A 17880-nucleotide genomic window follows, 5' to 3' on the forward strand; every position below is an offset into this window, starting at 1 on the left:
GCTTGGCAACTCGCGCCTTCGTCATCCCAGGGCGCAGCGAACGCGCAGCGGAGCGAAGACCCTGGGATCCATGCCGTGACATCAGCCGAAGATTGTTGCGGACCAGAATTCTGCACCGTTGCGGCGCTCCGATGCAACGGCATGGATCCTGGGGTCTGCGCCGCGTCGCTTCGCTCTTTGCTCCGCCCCAGGATGACGAAGGGAGAGATGTCAGGCGCCAATTTCCCAGGGTTGCCATTGCCATCGACCGCTATCCGATCTCCGCTCCAAGCCCCTTCATCAGTCCCATGAACTCCGGAAAACTCGTCGCGATCATCGCCTGATCGTCGATGGTCACCGGCTTCTCCGTCGCCAGCCCCATGACCAGAAAACTCATCGCGATGCGGTGGTCGAGATGGGTCTGGACGATGGTGCCCTGGCCATTGGGGTGCTGGCCCAGTCCCTTGCCGCCGGGCCTGCCGCGCACGGCCAGCGTCGCTTCGCCCTCGGTGCAGTCGACGCCGTTGAGCTTCAGCCCGTTGGCCACCGCCGACAGCCGGTCGGATTCCTTCACCCGCAACTCCTCCAGCCCCTGCATCAGCGTCTCGCCTTCGGCGAAGCTCGCCGCCACGGCGAGCACCGGGTACTCGTCGATCATCGACGGCGCCCGCTCGGGCGGCACGACGACGCCCTTGAGCTCGGAGGAGCGCACGCGCAAATCGGCGACATCCTCGCCGCCGGCATTGCGTGGGTTGAGGATATCGATCCGGCCGCCCATTTCCTGCAAGGTCAGCAATAGCCCGGTGCGGGTCGGGTTCATCAGCACGTTTTCAATGGTGATGTCGGAGCCCGGCACGATCAATGCCGCCACCAGCGGGAAGCCGGCCGAAGACGGATCGCCAGGCACGGCGATGGTCTGCCCCGTGAGCTTGCCCTGGCCTTCGATGAAGATGTGGCGCACGCCGCGTTCGTCGGTCTCGACCGACAAATTGGCGCCGAACCCCTTCAGCATCTTTTCGGTGTGGTCGCGCGTCATCACCGGCTCGATCACGGTGGTGATGCCGGGCGTGTTCAACCCGGCGAGCAGCACCGCCGACTTCACCTGCGCCGACGCCATCGGCACGCGGTAGGTGATGGGGGCGGCATGCTTGGGCCCGCGCAGCGTGATCGGCATGCGGTCGCCGGGCGTCGCCTTCAGCACCTGCACGCCCATCTGGCGCAAGGGTTCGAGCACGCGGCCCATCGGCCGGCCGGACAGCGAAGCATCGCCAATGAAGGTGGTTTCCATGTCGTAGGTGCCGACCAGGCCCATGGTGAGGCGCGAGCCGGTGCCGGCATTGCCGAAGTCGAGCGGGCCTTCCGGCTGCAGCAAAGCCCCGTTGCCGGTGCCGCGGATCACCCACTCGTCGCCATGCTTCTCGATATGCGCGCCCATCGCCTTCATGGCCGCACCGGTGCGCATCACGTCCTCGCCCTCCAGCAGGCCGGTGATGCGGGTCTCGCCGGAGGCCAGCCCGCCGAACATGAAGGAGCGGTGCGAGATCGACTTGTCGCCGGGCACGCGCGCGGCGCCGGAAAGTGCTGGGGATTTGCGGGCCGTGGCCGGTTTCGGGGCGGCAGCGTGAGACATGGTTTTCCCTGGATGGAATGCCGGCGGACCGGCCATTTTCTTTTGTTGCGGCGGTCTCGTATCACGGCGGACGGAAATGGTCATCCCCTTGTGCCGGGCCCTCGACGGCCGGCTTTTGCAACGCCGGCTTTTGGCTTTGACAGCGCCGTAAACAGTGGTTAAGGGGACCAACCTTTTATCTACGAGGCTTGCCGTGGCAAAACCCGAACTTGGCACCAAACGCATAGACCCGGAAACGGGTCGCAAATTCTATGACTTGAACAAGGACCCGATCGTCTCGCCCTATACCGGCAAGAGCTATCCGCGTTCCTATTTCGACGAAGGCAAAATCACCGCGATCGAGGAGGACGAGGAAGTCGCGGAGAAGGAAGTCGACGCCGAGGAGGAAGAGGGTGCCGAGGTCGTCTCGCTCGAAGAGGCTGACGACGAGGCGAAGGGCGGCGACGATCTTCCTGATCTGGGCGACGACGAAGACGATGTGGACCTCGGCGACGAGGAGGACGACACCTTCCTCGCCGACGAAGAGGAAGAAGACGACGATGTTGCCGACATGATCGGTGTTGGCGACGACGACGACGAAGTCTGATCGGCCGCGGGCGCAAGCGCCCGCAGGCTTTCTTGGGTTGTGACGAAAAAGCGGCTCTGGAAGGCTTGATATTGACGGAAGGCGGGGTTAGAAGCCGCCTGCACTAACGGCGCGGTCTTCACAACCCGCGCCGATCTCTTCGCCGGAAACGGCGCCGGCTGACTGCCGGGAGTGGGGCCATAGCTCAGTTGGGAGAGCGCTTGAATGGCATTCAAGAGGTCGTCGGTTCGATTCCGATTGGCTCCACCAAACAGTCCTCTTCCGACGCTTGGTTTGGCGGCATTCATGCTCGCCGCCTGCCAGTCTGCTCCTGAAACACCGCCACCGCCTGCTCCCCAGCCCGCTCTTCCCGCTGTTGCGGCGCCTGCTCCGGAGGGTTCGGCGGTTCTGGATCCCTCCGTTGCCATCATTCCACCCGCCAAGGGCGTTCCGCCCAAATACGCCGCTTTTTCCGGCATCTGGGCCGGACGGCTGGATGGGCTGTATGAAGGCAAGCTGGCCGTGCTGACGATTTCTCCGCGCGGGCAGGTGACGGTCACCTATGCGTGGGGCGATCTGGCCGACAACAGGCCGGGAGTGGCCGACGGCGCCGGGAAGATTGTGGGGAACACGATGAAGCTTGGGCGGCTTCCCAACGGCGCGGATGCCAGCTTTGCGATGCTGCCGGACGGAACGCTGGCCGCCACCTATACGCTTGCCGGGCAGACCTACACGGGCGCGTTCGCCAGGCAATAGTCGAGGCAGACAAACGCCGTTCTCGGAACCTTGACAGTCTGTGTCATGGACGATGGGTGCGTGGACGCGCTACCCACGGACCCGACGTAATCCTGTCGCGCCGACGAGGATGTAGAATGAACGGGCTTGTCGCATGAAGAAGATTGGCTTCCTTTCCTTTGGCCATTGGTCGCCCTCGTCCCAGTCGCAGACGCGGTCGGCGTCCGACGCGCTTCTGCAGTCGATCGAACTTGCGGTGGCCGCCGAGGAGCTGGGCGCGGACGGCGCCTATTTCCGCGTGCATCATTTTGCCCGCCAGCTTGGTTCGCCCTTTCCGCTTCTGGCTGCGGTTGGCGCCAAAACCAGCCGCATCGAGATCGGCACCGCCGTCATCGACATGCGTTACGAAAACCCGCTGTATATGGCCGAGGACGCAGGCGCGGCCGACCTGATAGCCGGCGGTCGCCTGCAACTTGGCATCAGCCGGGGATCGCCGGAGCAGGTGATCGACGGGTGGCGCTATTTCGGCTACGTGCCGCAGGAAGGCCAGAGCGATGCCGACATGGCACGCAGCCACGCCGAGGTTTTCCTCGAAGTGCTGCGCGGCGAAGGCTTCGCGCAGCCCAACCCGCGGCCGATGTTTCCCAATCCGCCTGGAATGCTGCGCCTCGAGCCTTTCGCGGCCGGTTTGCGCGATAGAATCTGGTGGGGCGCCGCCACCAACGCCACCGCGCAATGGGCGGGCAAGCTCGGCATGAACCTGCAAAGCTCGACGCTCAAATTCGACGAGGGCGGACAGCCGCTCCACATCCAGCAGGCCGAGCAGATCCGGGCTTTTCGCGCGGCGTGGAAGGAAGCAGGACATGCGCGCGAGCCGCGAGTGTCCGTCAGCCGCAGCATCTTCGCGTTGGTGAATGACCACGATCGCGCCTATTTCGGCGGCAACGGGAGCGAGGATCATTTCGGCTACATCGAGCCCGACAAGCTTGCCGTGTTTGGCCGCACCTACGCCGCCGAGCCGGATGTCCTCGTCGAACAACTGAGAGAGGACGAAGCGATCGCCGAGGCCGATACGCTGCTGCTAACCGTCCCCAACCAGCTCGGCGTGGATTACAACGCGCATGTCATCGAAGCGATACTGAAGCACGTCGCACCGGCCCTCGGCTGGCGCTGACGTTCCGACCTTGTTGGCGCGGGCGGGCGCGGCGCCTATGCGCTCGCGCAAACCGCCCAAGCCGCCCTGCGGCGCAGCTTACTTCGGCTTTCGGCCGAGCCATTCGACGTCCGCAGTGCCGTGGAAATTCCGCGGCAGGCGCTCAGTGCGAGCAATGACATTGAGCAGAGCGCGAGCTCGACAGTCGATCAAACGCAGTTCAATCCCGCGCGAGCCGAGTTGGCATCTGCTCTTGCCCGCATCGGATGGCACAATGCGAGGACCATTCTTCGCGACATCGACGATGATGTCATGAGCGCAACCGGACGAACCGGGTTTCGCAAGATGTGTCGGGAAGCGGCTGGCCCTGCGGCGATGCTGAGGTCGCTCGTCGGTTTCTGGTGAAGTCTGCCGCGCCAGGCACCGCAGGATCGTAGCGGGCATTGCGCGGTCCCCACGGTGCCAGCTTGGCCCGAATCGGCTAAGCCTTGCGCATGCAGGAAACGTCCCTCTACGCGCCGGTGAAGCGGTTCCTTGAGAGCCTGGACTTCACCATCAAAGGCGAGATTGGCGGTTGCGACATCGTCGGCGTGCGCGATGGCGAGCCGCCCGTGGTCGTCATTTGCGAACTGAAACTGCAGTTCAACCTCGAACTCGTGCTCCAGGCAGTCGATCGCGCCGCGGCCTGCGACGAAGTCTGGCTTGCCGCGCGCATGTCGGCACGCGGCAAGGGCCGCGAGCACGATCGCCGGTTCAGGGCGTTGTGCCGGCGGCTCGGCTTCGGCCTGCTGGGCGTTGGCGGCAAGGGCGAGGTCGAACTGCTGCTCAGCCCCGCCGCGCTGCCGCCAAGGCGCGACCCGAGGAGACGGTCGCGATTGATGGACGAGCATCGGCGCCGGCGCGGCGATCCCGCACCCGGCGGCAGCACGCGCGTGCCGATCATGACCGCCTACCGGCAGGACGCGCTGGCTTGCGCCGCCGCCATGGCCGATGGCCCGAAGCGGCCGCGAGATTTGAAAGCCGTTTCACCACGCGCGGCCAGCATCCTGCTGCACAATTACTACGGCTGGTTTGCGAGGGCCGAGCGCGGCGTCTATGCGCTGACCGACCTCGGTCACGCCGCCATGCAATCGTCTGACGTCTGACTCCTTGGTATCGGTGAGCGCTGTCGCGTCCGGCGATGCATTCGCTTCCCCACCCAATAAGTCGGCGCGTCAGAAACGCTCGCGATAGTCGCGCGGGTTCGTGCCGAGGACGCGCAGAAAGCCGCGCCGCATCGTCTCTTCCGAGCCGAAGCCACAGCGCCGGGCCGTCTGGTTGACGGCCAGGCCCCGTTCCAGCATCCGTCGCGCCGCCTCGATCCGGATCTCTTCGATCGCACGGGCGGGCGTCCGGCCCGTTGCGTCCCGATAGTGCCGCGAGAAGCTGCGCGGGCTCATATTGGCGCGGTCGGCCAAGTTCGGCAACGACAGGTCGCCGTCCAGATTGTCCAGGATCCAGCCATGCAGCCGGTCGAAGCGCTCGTCGCCTTCCTGCAGCTTGAGGGTCTGGCTGAACTGCGCTTGGCCGCCGGGGCGTTTCAGGAAAACAACCAGCTGGCGAGCCACGGCAAGAGCCATGCGCCGGCCAAGGTCGGCCTCGACGAAGGAGAGCGCGAGATCGATTCCCGCTGTCACGCCCGCGGACGTCCAGACATTGCCGTCGCGAATGAAGATCGGGTCGGGTTCGAGCCGGACCGCCGGAAAGCGCTGGGCAAACTCGGCGCAGCGTCCCCAATGGGTAACGGCGCGACGGCCGTCGAGGAGACCCGCCGTCGCCAGCAGGAAGGCGCCGCTGCAGACCGAAGCCGTTCGCGTGGCGCCGCGCGAGCGGCCGATGATCCAATCGATCAGCGTTGGATCCTCGCAGGCTGCGTTGACACCCCAGCCACCAGGCACGATCAGCGTGTCGATCTCGAGCTCATGCGGCGGCAGCGCCGCGGTCTCGAGCACAAGGCCGGCCGATGTCCTGGTCCGCGGCGAAGCGGCGACGACCACGACCTCATAGGCAGCCGGCTCGCCGGCCCGCACCAGGAAGTCGTTGGCGCTGGAGAAGACCTGAAGCGGCCCGCTGACATCGAGGAGCTGGACGTCCGGATAGGCAAGGATATCGATGCGACGCATGGCGATTTGGCTCGAAACGAGGGGCGATTGGCGATCGTGCCAAAGCATGATGCCTTAGATTGGCGGGAGTCAACCTGCAGAGATTTCCATGGCCCTTCTTTTCGGCATCCTTGTCTTCCCCAATGTTCAGCAGCTCGACCTCACCGGCCCTTACGAAGTCCTGGCCTCGGCAAAGGGTGCCGAGGTGGAACTGATCTGGAAGGACCGCAATTCCGTAATGTCGTCGACCCGACTGTCCCTCAGCCCGACGGCGACCTTCGACGATTGCCCGCCTCTCGATGTGCTGTGCGTTCCAGGCGGTGGCGGCGTCAACGCGCTGCTGGAGGATCAGGCGGTCCTCGATTTCGTGCGGGAGCGCGCGGCGCAGGCCCGTTACGTCACGTCCGTGTGCAGCGGCGCCCTAGTGCTTGGCGCAGCCGGGCTGCTCAAGGGCAAGCGGGCGACGACGCATTGGTATGCGCATGACTTCCTTGTCGAGTTCGGCGCCATTCCTGTCGACGAGCGAATTGTCGAGGACGGAAACCTGATCACTGCCGGCGGCGTCACCTCGGGGATTGATTTCGGTCTCCTCTTGGTCGCTAGGCTCCTCGGACAGGCCGAAGCCGAAACGGTGCAGCTCTCGCTCGAATATGCCCCAGCTCCTCCCTTCCGATCCGGCACGCCCGCACAGGCTTCGCCTGTCGTGCTGGCGCAGGCAAAGGAGCGGCTTGCGGGTTCGAGGCGGGCTCGCGAGGAGATGTTTGCCCGCTGGCGCAGCGCCGGTGCGGATCCAGCGCCGTCGCGCGCTCACGGCTGAACCGGACCGGTCGAATGGCGCATCTCCGCGCTATTCGGCCCCGCTTTGTTTCGGCGGTTGACTCGGTCTTCGGTCTGTGCAGAAATTGGTTGGACCATTGAACCACTTTGGGCTTAGCCTGCGTGACCGATTTCCTTCCGCCGATCCAGACGACGGCCCGCGACGACGCGGTGCTGAAGGCGTTGGCCGGCTTCGTCACGCAGGAAAAGCTGCAGCCCGGTGAGAAGCTGCCGACCGAGCGCATCCTCGCCGAGCGCCTCAAGGTCAGCCGCAACACGGTGCGCGAGGCGCTGACGCGCTGGGAGGGGCTTGGCCTGGTCGAGCGCCGCCAGGGCAGCGGCACCTATCTCAAGGCGGCCGTTTCGCTCGATATGCTGCACATGCCGCTGACATTGGCCGGCGGCAATGACTTCACCGGCCTGATGCGCACGCTGGAAATCCGCCGCGCGCTGGAGGCCGAGGCTGCCGCCCTGTGCGCCGTGCGCGCCGACGAGGCCGACCTCGCCGAGATCGAGCGCAAGCTCGACATCATGGAAGAGGCCTTCCAGACCCGCGCCGGCATGTCGTCGGAGGAGGACTGGGAGTTCCACCAGGCGGTTTATCGCGCCTCCGGCAATCCCCTGTTCGAGCAGATCATCAGTGCCATGCACGAACTCTTCCACCGCTTCTGGGAACATCCGCTCGGCGTGCGCGATTTCGGCCATGCCAGCTTTCCCTATCACCGCACCATCTTCAATTGCATCGCCGCGCACGATCCGGAAGGAGCTCGGGCCGAGGCGCTGAAGCTCATCGCCACCGTCGAGAACGATCTGAAGCGCGGCGCCGCCAATCTCAAACTTTCGGACCGAAAATGAACGAGCACCCCACCGGCTTCGACCCAGGCACTTTTGGCAGCGACTACCTCGCCGAGGCGGCAACTCTTCTGGCGCATGACGATCCGTTCCCTGGCGGTGCGGTGGTGCCGCCGATCTACCAGACCTCGCTGTTCACCTTCGCCAACTATGCCGAGATGGCCGATACTTTTGCCGGCCGGCGCCGCCAGCCGATCTATTCGCGCGGCGACAATCCGACGGTAATGGAATTCGAGGCGCGCGTAGCGGCGCTTGAGGGCGCGGAAGCCGCACGTGGCTTTTCCAGCGGCATGGCGGCGATCAGCGCCACGGTGCTCGCCTTCGTCGGCGCCGGCGAGCGCATCGTTGCGGTGCGCAACTGCTATGGCGACGCATACCGTCTGTTCGAGCGGCTGTTCCCGCGCCTCAACATCAAGGTCGACTATGTCGACGGCTCCGATCCGGACGCCGTCGCGGCCGCACTGCCCGGCGCCAAGCTGCTCTATTTGGAAAGCCCAACCTCGATGATGTTCGAGTTGCAGGACATCGCGCATCTGACGCGGCTGGCCAAGGAACAGGGCATCGTCACCACGATCGACAATTCTTGGGCGACGCCGGTGTTCCAGAAGCCGATTTCGCACGGCGTCGACCTCGTGCTCCATTCGGCCTCGAAATATCTCGGCGGCCACAGCGACACCGTCGCCGGCGTGGTGGCGGGTTCGGCTGCCCATATCGGTCGCATCAACGAGCAGACCTATTCCTCGCTCGGCGGCAAGCTGTCGCCTTTCGAGGCGTGGCTGCTGCTGCGCGGCCTGCGCACGCTGCCGCTGCGGCTGCCTCACCACATGAAGAGCGGGCTTGTTCTCGCTGAACGGCTGAAGGCGCATGGCCAGGTCGAGCGCGTCAACCACCCGGCCTATTCCAACCATCCGGGCAAGGCGACGCTTGCCGGCTATGCCGGGCTGTTCTCCTTCGAGGTGACGGAGGATGTCGACATTCCGGCCTTTGTCGATGCGCTGAAATTCTTTCGCATCGGCGTCAGCTGGGGCGGTCACGAGAGCCTGGTCGTTCCGGCAAAGGCCTCGCTCGAGCAGACGCCGGGCCTGAATTCGATGGCGCGCTTCGGCGTCAGCCCCCGAACCATCCGCTTCAACGTCGGATTGGAAAGCGTCGAGGACCTCTGGGCCGACATAGCCCAGGCCTTCGACAAAGCAAAAAAATAACGAGGCAGTTCAAAATGGGAGTACCGAACATGAAAAGACTGACATTCATGCTTGCCGCCGTCGCCGGACTGGCGATCTCCGCCGGCAGCGCCATGGCCGAATCGACGCTCAAGATGGTCGAGGTCATCACCAGCCCGCCACGCACGGAATTCCTCAAGAAGCAGATCGCCGAGTTCGAGGCCGCCAATCCGGGCGTCAAGGTCGAGCTCGTCTCGCTGCCCTGGGGCCAGGCGTTCGAGAAATTCCTCACCATGGTGCAGGCCGGCGACACCCCCGACATCGTCGAGATGCCGGAGCGCTGGATGGGCCTCTACGCCACCAACGGCCAGCTCGAGGATCTCGGGCCCTATATGGCCAAGTGGGACGACGCCAAGACGCTCGGCGACCGCGCCAAGCAGTTCGGCTCGACGGTCAACAACACCCAGTTCATGATCCCTTACGGCTACTATGTGAACGCGCTGTTCTGGAACAAGAAGCTGTTCAAGGAAGCCGGCCTCGACGGCCCGCCGGCGACGCTCGATGAATTCGTCGAGGATTCCAAGAAGATCTCGGCCATTCCCGGCAAATATGGCTACTGCCTGCGCGGCGGTCCGGGCGCCTTCAATGGCATGCACATGTTCATGAACATCGCCGCCGGCAAGGGCGGCTACTTCAACGAAGACGGCACCTCGACCATCAATGATGAGGGCTCGGTCAAAGGCCTGCAGATGCTAGCCGACATGTACAAGAACGGCCTGGCGCCAAAGGATGCGGTGAGCTGGGGCTTCAACGAGACCGTCACCGGCTTCTATTCCGGCACCTGCGCCATGCTCAACCAGGATCCGGATGCGCTGCTCGGCATCGCCGACAAGATGAGCGCCGACGACTTCGCCGTGGCGCCATTGCCGGTCGGGCCGAGCGGCAAGTCCTACCCGACGCTCGGCTATGCCGGCTGGGCGATGTTCGCCAATTCCCAGCACAAGGACGATGCCTGGAAGCTGATGGCGACGCTGCTGTCGCCCAAGGGCAATCTGGAATGGGCCAAGGAAGTCGGCGTCGTCCCGATCCACAACGGCGCCGACCAGGATGCCCATTTCAAGACCGAGCAGTTCAAGGGCTGGTTCACGGAGCTGAGCGACAGTTCCAAATATGAAATGGTGACGCCGCCGACGCATCTGGAAAACCTCGGCAATTTCGTCGACCAGGTCGCGATCAAGAACTTCCAGGAAGTGCTGCTCGGCCAGAAGACGGCAAAGGAGGTCGCCGACCAATGGGCCGCGTTCCTGACCAAGGAACAGCAGGACTGGATGGCCAAGAACAAGAAGTAAGCGCCCTTTTCCCTTCTCCCGTTCACGGGGAGAAGGTGGCCCGATAGGGCCGGATGAGGGGCAGCGCCGAGTTCTGCCAACCTGGCTCGGCCCCTCATCTGCCTGCCGGCATCTTCTCCCCGTGAACGGGGAGAAGGACGCTGTCCCCGACGCTGCTCCAGGAGACGATCCAGAAGCCGATGACCTATGCCGTGTCCGCAATACGACCCGCAGGCAAGCCGCGAAGGAAGCGGCTATCCCATGCCGCCATCGAGCCCTGGCTCTATCTTTCGCCGGCTATCGTTCTGCTGGTCGTCGTGCTTCTCGTGCCGCTGATCATCGGCATCAGCTACTCGTTCCGCAAATTCTCCGCCTTCAGGTCGGAATATGTCGGCCTCGGCCAGTACGAGACGATGCTGTCCGACCAGGTGCTGGGGCAGGCGCTGGTCAACACGCTGTGGTGGACGGTCGCCAGCCTGTTTTTCCAGTTCTTCCTCGGGCTTGGTCTGGCGCTGCTGCTCGACAAGCCGTTCATCGGCCGCAAACTGGTGCAGGCGGTGGTGTTCCTGCCCTGGGCGGTGCCGTCCTTCCTGTCGGGCCTCACCTGGGCCTGGCTGTTCAACCCGATCATCGGGCCGCTGCCGCACTGGCTTTTTGCGTTGGGCCTGAAAGCCGAGCCGACCAACATCCTGTCCGATCCGGCCACCGCCATGTGGGGTCCGATCATCGCCAACATCTGGTTCGGCATCCCGTTCTTCGCCATCACGCTGCTGGCGGCGCTGAAGTCGATCCCCTCGGAATTGCATGAGGCCGCGGCAATCGACGGCGCCTCGCCCTGGCAACGCTTCACCAAGGTGACGCTGCCTTTCCTGGCGCCGACCATCGTCATCACCGTCATGCTGCGCACGATCTGGATCGCCACCTTCGCCGACCTGATCTTCGTCATGACCGAGGGCGGGCCGGCGGGTTCGACCAGCACGGTGCCGGTCTACATCTATGTCAGCGCCTTCAAGTCGCTGGACAAGGGCTATGCCTCGGCGGTGGCGGTGCTGCTGCTGGTGCTGCTGATCGCCTATGCGGTGGCGCTGATCGCCATCCGTCGCATGCTGGTGAGGCACGTCTGATGATCGCCGGACGCTCCACCTCCTCGCGCATCGTCGGCGGCATCGGCCTCTACGGTGCCATTGCTGCCTACATGATCTTCGCGCTGTTCCCGATCTTCTGGACGCTGAAGATCTCGGTGACGCCCGAGCGCCTGCTCTATTCCGAAGGCATCACACTGTGGCCGTCGCAGACGACGCTCCGGAATTTCGTCACCGTGCTCGAAGCCTCCGACTTCCCGCGCTATTTCATGAACAGCGTCATCGTCTCGGTGTCGACGGCAGCCTTCGTCACGGTCATCGCCACGCTCGCCGGCTATGCCATGTCGCGCTTCACCTTCCGTGGCAAGGCGACGCTGGCGATCCTGCTCCTGCTCACCCAGACCTTCCCGCTGGTGATGGTCATTCCGCCGATCTATCGCGTGATGGGAGAACTTGGCCTCACCAACAGCCTGGTCGGCCTGATCATCATCTACACCGCCTTCAACACCGCTTTCGCCACCTTCCTGATGCAATCCTTCTTCGACGGCATTCCCAAGGACCTCGAAGAAGCGGCGATGATCGACGGCTGCACGCGGGCCCAGGCGATGCGCAAGGTGATCGTGCCGCTGACGCTGCCCGGCATGGGCGCCACGCTCGGCTTCGTCTTCACCGCCGCCTGGAGCGAGCTCTTATTCGCGCTGATGCTGATCTCCAGCGACGACCAGAAGACTTTTGCCGTCGGCCTGCTCACCTACATCGGCAAATTCGCCGTCGACTGGGGGCAGATGATGGCGGCTTCCATCCTGGCGCTGATCCCGGTCTGCATCTTCTTCGCCTTCCTGCAACGCTATCTCGTCACCGGCCTCACCGCCGGCGCGGTCAAAGGATAATCGATGGCTTCCGTCACGCTGCAACATGTCGAGAAGGACTACGGCTCGCTGCGCATCCTGCACGGCGTCGACCTCGAGATCGCCGACGGCGAGTTCGTCGTGCTGGTCGGCCCGTCCGGCTGCGGCAAGTCGACCCTTTTGCGCATGATCGCCGGACTGGAGGAGGTGTCGGGCGGCGAGATCCGCATCGGCGAACGGCTGGTCAACGATGTCGCGCCGAAGGACCGCGACATCGCCATGGTGTTCCAGTCCTATGCGCTCTACCCGCATATGGACGTGTCGTCGAACATGGGCTTCAGCCTGCTCCTGAAGAAGGCCGAGAAGACGACGATCGACACCAGGGTGGGCGCGGCCGCAAAGCGCCTCGGCCTCGACAGTTTCCTCGGGCGCCTGCCGCGCCAGCTTTCAGGCGGCCAGCGCCAGCGTGTCGCCATGGGCCGCGCCATCGTGCGCGATCCCAAGGTGTTTCTCTTCGATGAGCCGCTCAGCAATCTCGACGCCAAATTGCGCGTCCATATGCGGGCCGAGATCAAGGCGCTGCACCAGCAGCTCAAGACCACTTCGGTCTATGTCACGCACGACCAGATCGAGGCGATGACCATGGCCGACCGCATCGTTGTCATGCATGACGGCTTTGTTCAGCAGGTCGGTCATCCGCTCGAACTCTATGACCGGCCGATCAATACATTCGTAGCCGGCTTCATCGGCTCGCCCGGCATGAATTTTTTACCGGCAGCGGTCAGCAAGGGCGGCAAGGTGGATGCCGTGCTGGCCGATGGCCAGAAGCTCAGATTGCCGGACGGACTGCCCTTGAAGGATGGCGATGCGCTCACCGTCGGGCTGCGGCCGGAGCACATCCAGCTCTCCGAAGATGGGGCGATCGAAGCCGAGGTCGAAGTGGTCGAGCCACTCGGCCTGTCGACGCAGTTTTATGTCAAGCTTGCCGGACAGCAGGTCTGCGTCTTCGTCATGGGGCGTAGCAATGTCAGGCCCGGTGATACGGTGCGGCTCGCCGCCGATCCGACTGTGCTGCATCTGTTCGATCCGGCGAGCGGCAATCGCATAGGATAGGTCAGCCCCAGCGGAACGCGTCCAGCGTGTAATCCGGATACGCGCCCTCCCGGTCGAAAACGCCGGTGAGGTCAGTGACATCGGCCAGTATGCCCGACAACACCAGCGCGGTGTCGACACCAACGCCGGCACCACCGGCGATGTCGTGCTCGACGCTGTCGCCGATACAGACCACGCTGGCCCGGTCCGGGTTGCCGGCCAGCGCCAACACCGCGTCGTAGATCGCGGGATAGGGCTTGCCGATGCGGGTGACGCTGCCGCCGAGGCTTTCATAAAGATCGGCGAGCTCGCCGGCGCCGAAGCGCGGCCCGACCGCCGTCAGCATGATCCTGTCGGGATTGGTGCAGAAGCACGGCACCTGCCGCGCCGCCGCCGGGCCAAGCAGCCGGCGATAGTGGTCGAGGTCGAAACGATCGCCTTCGCTGGCCGAGATCAGCACCAGTTCGGCATCGTCGCCGCGGTCGGCCAGGGTCAAGGGCAGGCCGTCGATCGCCGAGCGGTCGCTATCGCGGCTGATCAGCAGGCACTTCGTGCCCGAGCGCAACTCTCCGGATGCCGCCATGGCGTGAAAGGCGCGCCACGCCACCTCGCCGGAAGAAACAAAATAATCCCAGCTCCCAGCCTCGAAGCCGAGCTTCAGCAGGCGCCGCTCGTTGGGCTCCGCACGCTTGCCGGAATTCGAGATCAGGACCACCGTCTTGCCGGCGCGCTTCAGCGCCGACAGTGCTTCCACAGCCCCCGGATAGGGCTGCTGGCCATCATGCAGTACACCGAACTGGTCGAGCAGGAACACTTCGTAGCGCTCGGCCAGCGCTCTAACCCCGTCGAGATGTTTTGCCCGTTTCGCGCTCACAGCAGTCCCGCCTCGCTTGCGCCCATCAGCGCCAGCCGCGCCGTGCCGGCGGCGGCCTCGTCGGAAAGCGCCGGCAGGAAATCGACCCCAAGTTTGCGCTGGCGGATCGCGGTCCAGGCGGCATTGGCGGCACCGCCACCGACGCTTCGGACCGATGTCAGCCTAGGCGCGCCGAGCTCGGCAAGCCTCTGATAGCCGAGCGCCTCGATGGAGGCGATGCCTTCCAGCATCGCCTTGAGATAGTCGGCCTCGGACGCGGGCCGCGGCTCGAAGCGCGGCGGCAGTGTCGGGTCGGCGATGGGGAAGCGTTCGCCGGCCGTGCCGAGTGGGTAGTAGTCGAGGCCGGTCTGCGTCTCTGGGTCGATCGCTGCACTCAATTCGATGATGCGCGCGAGCGAAAAATGCTGGGCGAGCACCTTGCCGCCGGAATTCGAGGCGCCGCCGGCCAGCCAGGCATCGCCGAGGCGATGGCTGTAGATGCCGTAGCGCGGCGCCGAGATCGGCCTGTCCGACAGGATCTTGATGGTCAGCGACGATCCGAGCGCGGTGACGCCGTCACCGGCAGCCGCGGCACCCGTCGCCAGGAACGAGGCGCAGCCATCCGTCGTTCCGGCAACCACTGCCACGTCACGCGTCAGGCCGAACAGATCGGCGGCGCTTGGCGTGAGCCTGCCGGAGACAGTGCCGGGTGCGACGACATCGGGCAGCAAATCCATCCGCATGCCGGTGGCCGCGATCCAGTCCGGCCAGCGGCGGGCCCCGGCGTCGTAGCCGGTTTTCAGCGCATTGTTCTCGTCGCTGGCGTCGAAGCGACCGGAAAACTGTCCGGCGATCCAGTCGGCCTGGTGCAGCATTCGAGCGACGCCGGGCAGGCGCTGGAACCACAGCGCCTTGGCGAGGCCGGAGGTTGCGCCGTGCGCGGCACTTGCTTCCGGCGCCACGCGGGCAATCGCGGCGAGGATGGCGTCGTCCGAAACCTTGTCGTTGTACATCAGCGGCTCGTCCAGCGGCCGCCCGGCACTGTCGACCGGCAGCAGCGTGCCCGACGTGCCGTCCACGGCGATCGAACGCGCCGCCGCGCGATCGATGCATTTGAGCAGCTCCGCCAGCGTTGCTGCAACCGCTTCCCACCACACGGCGGGGTCGCGGCCGTTGTCGCCAAACCGCTCGAGAGACAGGGCGGAATGCGCGGCGATGGAAAAGTCCGGACGCATGGCGATGGCGCGCGCACCTGAGGTGCCGATGTCGATGCCGATGGCAAGTGGCATCATGTCATCCGTCCCTTGCTACTGGCGGCCGTGTTCCTCTAACGACCCGGCCGGGGTCTCGCTCGAAATCCCGTCACCGGGACCGATGTCGGTATGGATATCGCAGACCCGAGCGATCTGCGTCAATAGTGACCTATGATCATCAAAATCGGTTGGCTGTTTGGCTGATTTTGAGTAAGTTAAACCAAATTCCATGCCGAAAGTGCATCCCAGGAGCAAAAGTTGAGCGACTCCGGCCGCCAGCGTCAGATTGTCGAGCTGTTGCGGGATCGCCCCTTCGCCTCGGTGCGCGAGCTGCAGGAGCGGCTTGGCGTTTCGGCCGCGACGGTCAGGCGCGACATCGACAAAATCGACGAGGCCGGCGAGGCGCGAAAGGTCTATGGCGGCATCTCGGCGCTCGATGGCGCTGCGCAGGCCGGCGTCGCCTATGCCAGGCCCTATGACGAGAACCGCGATCTTGCGGTCGAGGCCAAGCGGCGGATCGCCGCCCTTGCGGCAACCATGGTGCGCGATGGCGACGCGGTCATCGTCCATGGCGGCTCGACCTGCTTCCATCTCGGCGTCAGGCTCGCCGACCGCAACATCCGCCTCTACACCAACTCGATGCCTTTAGCGGCCTATCTCAGCGACCACGGCCATTGCAGCTTGACGGTCGCCGGCGGCGAGCTGCATCGCGAGCCTGGCATCATCCATTCGCTCACCCAGGCCGTGCCCTTCTATGCCTCTCAATTCTTCATCGGCGCGCAAGGCCTCAGCCAGGAAGGCGTGCTGGAATCACATCCACTGCTGGTGCGCTCCATCATCGACCTTAGCCCCTGCGCCGACCAGATCGTGGTGCTGGCCGACAGTCGCAAGCTGTCGATCCACGCGCGCAACGTCGCGCTGCCGCTGTCGCGCATCGGCACGCTGGTGACCGATGACGGCCTCTCCGACACCGATGCGCGCATGCTGGCGGATGCCGGCGTCATGGTGCGGATCGCCTCGGCCTCGGGGCCCGTCCAGTGAAGGTGGCGGTGCTCGATTTCGGCAAGACCAATTCGAAGCTGTTCGTCTTCGATCAGGACGGCCGCATCCTCGGCGAGCGCCGGACCAAGCCCGCCTGGACGCGCAAGGGCGGCTTCAGTGTGCTCGACGAGGCGGTTTTGCATGACTGGGCGCGCGGCGCCGTCGCCGATGCGGTCGACACCCACGGCGTCGAGGGGCTGATGGTGTCGGGCCATGGCTGCACATTCGCCCTTGTCGATGAGGCGGCTCTGACCCATCCGATTCTCGACTATGAACAGGAGCCGCCGGCCGAAATCGCCGCGCAAATCGATCGCAGCATCCCGGATTTCGCCGAGACCTTCTCGCCGCGCCTGCCGCTCGGTTTCAATTATGGCCGCCACATGCTGTGGCTGAAGGCGGTCGAGCCGGCCGCCTTCACGGCGGCGACATCGATCCTCGGCTATCCGCAATATTGGAGCTGGCGTTTCAGCGGTCGCGCGGTCTCGGAAGTGTCCTATCTCGGCTGCCATTCGCATCTGTGGGCGCCGCGCCAGCACGACTTCTCATCGCTGGTCGACGCCGAAGGCTGGCGCGGCCAGATGCCGGCCTTCGCGCGCGCCGGCACCGTCATCGGCGAGCAGCGGTTCGGTGAAGCCGCGCGGCCGATCGCCATCCACAATGGCGTCCATGACTCGAATGCCGCGCTCCATGCCTATCGCCGGCAGCGGCTCGGGCCGCTCACCGTGGTGTCGACCGGCACCTGGGTCGTGGCGCTCAATCCGGACTGCCCGCTCGAGGTTCTCGACCGCGACCGCGACATGCTGGTCAATGTCGACGTCGATGGCGGCGCAGTGCCGACCATCCGTTTCATGGGCGGGCGCGAATTCGCAACCATCAGCGGCGGCTGGCAAGGCGCGATCACGCCGTCCGCAATACAGCATGCGATCGACGCCGGCATGATGGCGCTGCCGAGCTTCGCGCCGGGCGGGCCGATGCCCGGCCGTCGCAGCGAAATTGTCGGCGACACACCCAATGCCGAACAGCGCGCGGCTGTGGCGCTGCTCTATGTGGCGCTGATGGTCGACCTCTGCCTCGACCTGATCCATTCGCAAAACACCGTCATCGTCGATGGCGGACTGAACACTGGCGGTCTGCTCGCCAGTCTGCTGGCCGATTTGCGTCCCGGCCAGGCCTTCCTGCAAGGCGCCACGCTCGAAGGCAGCGCCACCGGTGCCGCGGCGCTCGCCTTCGAGAGCGTCGGCCGCGACTTTGCCGCTGAAGCACCGGAGCCGGTGCGCGCCTTGCATTTCGCCGGGCTGGCGGGTTATCGGGACGATTGGCGCGGTCGAGCGAACTGAAGCCTGCGGCCAATT

Annotated in this window: 18 protein-coding genes and 1 tRNA gene; 14 read left to right on the plus strand and 5 right to left on the minus strand. The window is 64.9% G+C overall.

Annotated elements, in window-relative coordinates; translation table 11 throughout:
- Window positions 1-250: 250 nt before the first annotated feature.
- Entirely contained in the window at window positions 251-1609 is a 1359-nt protein-coding gene (gene aroA, locus ACSQ3Z_RS06150; protein WP_436170451.1) for a 3-phosphoshikimate 1-carboxyvinyltransferase, read from the minus strand.
- A 193-nt stretch (window positions 1610-1802) separates the two neighbouring features.
- Between aroA and ACSQ3Z_RS06155 the strand changes: the two genes are divergently transcribed.
- The 4 genes from ACSQ3Z_RS06155 (at window position 1803) to ACSQ3Z_RS06170 (ending at window position 4083) form a co-directional block, all read left to right on the plus strand.
- Window positions 1803-2195 (plus strand): TIGR02300 family protein, encoded by a 393-nt coding sequence (locus ACSQ3Z_RS06155; RefSeq protein WP_436170452.1) that lies wholly within the window; start codon window positions 1803-1805, stop codon window positions 2193-2195.
- Window positions 2196-2368: 173 nt separating this feature from the next.
- Window positions 2369-2444 (plus strand) — tRNA-Ala (locus ACSQ3Z_RS06160).
- 36 nt (window positions 2445-2480) lie between these two features.
- Window positions 2481-2930, plus strand: a complete 450-nt coding sequence (locus ACSQ3Z_RS06165) for a hypothetical protein (RefSeq protein ID WP_436170453.1) — start codon at window positions 2481-2483, stop codon at window positions 2928-2930.
- Between the two features lie 133 nt (window positions 2931-3063).
- Complete coding sequence (locus tag ACSQ3Z_RS06170; protein WP_436170454.1) at window positions 3064-4083, plus strand: LLM class flavin-dependent oxidoreductase; 1020 nt, start codon at window positions 3064-3066, stop codon at window positions 4081-4083.
- Window positions 4084-4161: 78 nt separating this feature from the next.
- Here the strand turns inward: ACSQ3Z_RS06170 and ACSQ3Z_RS06175 are convergent, their stop codons facing one another.
- A complete protein-coding gene (locus ACSQ3Z_RS06175; protein ID WP_436170455.1) occupies window positions 4162-4506 on the minus strand; it encodes a hypothetical protein in 345 nt (114 codons plus the stop codon).
- 50 nt (window positions 4507-4556) lie between these two features.
- Between ACSQ3Z_RS06175 and ACSQ3Z_RS06180 the strand changes: the two genes are divergently transcribed.
- On the plus strand, window positions 4557-5207 hold the full coding sequence (locus tag ACSQ3Z_RS06180; protein WP_436170456.1) for a DUF2161 family putative PD-(D/E)XK-type phosphodiesterase: 651 nt from the start codon (window positions 4557-4559) through the stop codon (window positions 5205-5207).
- A gap of 69 nt (window positions 5208-5276) precedes the next feature.
- On the opposite strand, the gene ACSQ3Z_RS06185 is transcribed toward ACSQ3Z_RS06180, so the two are convergent.
- Window positions 5277-6224, minus strand: coding sequence for a GlxA family transcriptional regulator (locus tag ACSQ3Z_RS06185; RefSeq protein ID WP_436170457.1), 948 nt, complete (start codon window positions 6222-6224; stop codon window positions 5277-5279).
- Window positions 6225-6312: 88 nt separating this feature from the next.
- On the opposite strand from ACSQ3Z_RS06185, the gene ACSQ3Z_RS06190 reads away from it, so the two are divergent.
- The 7 genes from ACSQ3Z_RS06190 (at window position 6313) to ACSQ3Z_RS06220 (ending at window position 13402) form a co-directional block, all read left to right on the plus strand.
- A complete protein-coding gene (locus ACSQ3Z_RS06190; RefSeq protein ID WP_436170458.1) occupies window positions 6313-7020 on the plus strand; it encodes a DJ-1/PfpI family protein in 708 nt (235 codons plus the stop codon).
- 122 nt (window positions 7021-7142) lie between these two features.
- Window positions 7143-7874, plus strand: coding sequence for a FadR/GntR family transcriptional regulator (locus ACSQ3Z_RS06195; protein ID WP_436170459.1), 732 nt, complete (start codon window positions 7143-7145; stop codon window positions 7872-7874).
- Window positions 7871-9073, plus strand: coding sequence for a PLP-dependent transferase (locus ACSQ3Z_RS06200; RefSeq protein WP_436170460.1), 1203 nt, complete (start codon window positions 7871-7873; stop codon window positions 9071-9073). The genes ACSQ3Z_RS06195 and ACSQ3Z_RS06200 overlap by 4 nt, the downstream gene beginning before the upstream one ends.
- 29 nt (window positions 9074-9102) lie before the next feature.
- Window positions 9103-10380, plus strand: a complete 1278-nt coding sequence (locus tag ACSQ3Z_RS06205) for an ABC transporter substrate-binding protein (protein WP_436170461.1) — start codon at window positions 9103-9105, stop codon at window positions 10378-10380.
- A 179-nt stretch (window positions 10381-10559) separates the two neighbouring features.
- Entirely contained in the window at window positions 10560-11483 is a 924-nt protein-coding gene (locus ACSQ3Z_RS06210) for a carbohydrate ABC transporter permease (protein ID WP_436170462.1), read from the plus strand.
- Window positions 11483-12331 (plus strand): carbohydrate ABC transporter permease, encoded by an 849-nt coding sequence (locus tag ACSQ3Z_RS06215; RefSeq protein WP_436170463.1) that lies wholly within the window; start codon window positions 11483-11485, stop codon window positions 12329-12331. Before ACSQ3Z_RS06210 ends, ACSQ3Z_RS06215 begins: the two co-directional genes overlap by 1 nt.
- Before the next feature lie 3 nt (window positions 12332-12334).
- Window positions 12335-13402: an ABC transporter ATP-binding protein gene (locus ACSQ3Z_RS06220; RefSeq protein ID WP_436170464.1), complete on the plus strand. Its 1068-nt coding sequence runs from the start codon at window positions 12335-12337 to the stop codon at window positions 13400-13402.
- A gap of 1 nt (window position 13403) precedes the next feature.
- Here ACSQ3Z_RS06220 and ACSQ3Z_RS06225 read toward each other — a convergent pair whose 3' ends face one another.
- Together ACSQ3Z_RS06225 and ACSQ3Z_RS06230 are read right to left on the minus strand one after the other, a co-directional pair.
- On the minus strand, window positions 13404-14255 hold the full coding sequence (locus ACSQ3Z_RS06225) for a TIGR01459 family HAD-type hydrolase (protein ID WP_436170465.1): 852 nt from the start codon (window positions 14253-14255) through the stop codon (window positions 13404-13406).
- A complete protein-coding gene (locus ACSQ3Z_RS06230) occupies window positions 14252-15526 on the minus strand; it encodes an FGGY-family carbohydrate kinase (protein ID WP_436170466.1) in 1275 nt (424 codons plus the stop codon). The genes ACSQ3Z_RS06225 and ACSQ3Z_RS06230 overlap by 4 nt, the downstream gene beginning before the upstream one ends.
- A gap of 219 nt (window positions 15527-15745) precedes the next feature.
- Between ACSQ3Z_RS06230 and ACSQ3Z_RS06235 the strand changes: the two genes are divergently transcribed.
- Window positions 15746-16528, plus strand: a complete 783-nt coding sequence (locus ACSQ3Z_RS06235; protein WP_436170467.1) for a DeoR/GlpR family DNA-binding transcription regulator — start codon at window positions 15746-15748, stop codon at window positions 16526-16528.
- A complete protein-coding gene (locus tag ACSQ3Z_RS06240) occupies window positions 16525-17865 on the plus strand; it encodes an FGGY-family carbohydrate kinase (protein ID WP_436170468.1) in 1341 nt (446 codons plus the stop codon). The genes ACSQ3Z_RS06235 and ACSQ3Z_RS06240 overlap by 4 nt, the downstream gene beginning before the upstream one ends.
- Window positions 17866-17880: the final 15 nt, after the last annotated feature.

This window comes from Mesorhizobium sp. LjNodule214 (genome assembly GCF_964252735.1).
GTDB lineage: Bacteria > Pseudomonadota > Alphaproteobacteria > Rhizobiales > Rhizobiaceae > Mesorhizobium.

Coding starts and splice junctions, on each gene's coding strand:
- ACSQ3Z_RS06190 (WP_436170458.1), top strand. CDS start 6,313: ATGGCCCTTCTTTTCGGCATCCTTGTCTTCCCCAATGTTCAGCAGCTC.
- ACSQ3Z_RS06165 (WP_436170453.1), top strand. CDS start 2,481: ATGCTCGCCGCCTGCCAGTCTGCTCCTGAAACACCGCCACCGCCTGCT.
- ACSQ3Z_RS06175 (WP_436170455.1), bottom strand. CDS start 4,506: ATGCCCGCTACGATCCTGCGGTGCCTGGCGCGGCAGACTTCACCAGAA.
- ACSQ3Z_RS06210 (WP_436170462.1), top strand. CDS start 10,560: ATGACCTATGCCGTGTCCGCAATACGACCCGCAGGCAAGCCGCGAAGG.
- ACSQ3Z_RS06185 (WP_436170457.1), bottom strand. CDS start 6,224: ATGCGTCGCATCGATATCCTTGCCTATCCGGACGTCCAGCTCCTCGAT.
- ACSQ3Z_RS06220 (WP_436170464.1), top strand. CDS start 12,335: ATGGCTTCCGTCACGCTGCAACATGTCGAGAAGGACTACGGCTCGCTG.
- ACSQ3Z_RS06215 (WP_436170463.1), top strand. CDS start 11,483: ATGATCGCCGGACGCTCCACCTCCTCGCGCATCGTCGGCGGCATCGGC.
- ACSQ3Z_RS06205 (WP_436170461.1), top strand. CDS start 9,103: ATGAAAAGACTGACATTCATGCTTGCCGCCGTCGCCGGACTGGCGATC.
- ACSQ3Z_RS06200 (WP_436170460.1), top strand. CDS start 7,871: ATGAACGAGCACCCCACCGGCTTCGACCCAGGCACTTTTGGCAGCGAC.
- ACSQ3Z_RS06230 (WP_436170466.1), bottom strand. CDS start 15,526: ATGATGCCACTTGCCATCGGCATCGACATCGGCACCTCAGGTGCGCGC.
- ACSQ3Z_RS06180 (WP_436170456.1), top strand. CDS start 4,557: ATGCAGGAAACGTCCCTCTACGCGCCGGTGAAGCGGTTCCTTGAGAGC.
- aroA (WP_436170451.1), bottom strand. CDS start 1,609: ATGTCTCACGCTGCCGCCCCGAAACCGGCCACGGCCCGCAAATCCCCA.
- ACSQ3Z_RS06170 (WP_436170454.1), top strand. CDS start 3,064: ATGAAGAAGATTGGCTTCCTTTCCTTTGGCCATTGGTCGCCCTCGTCC.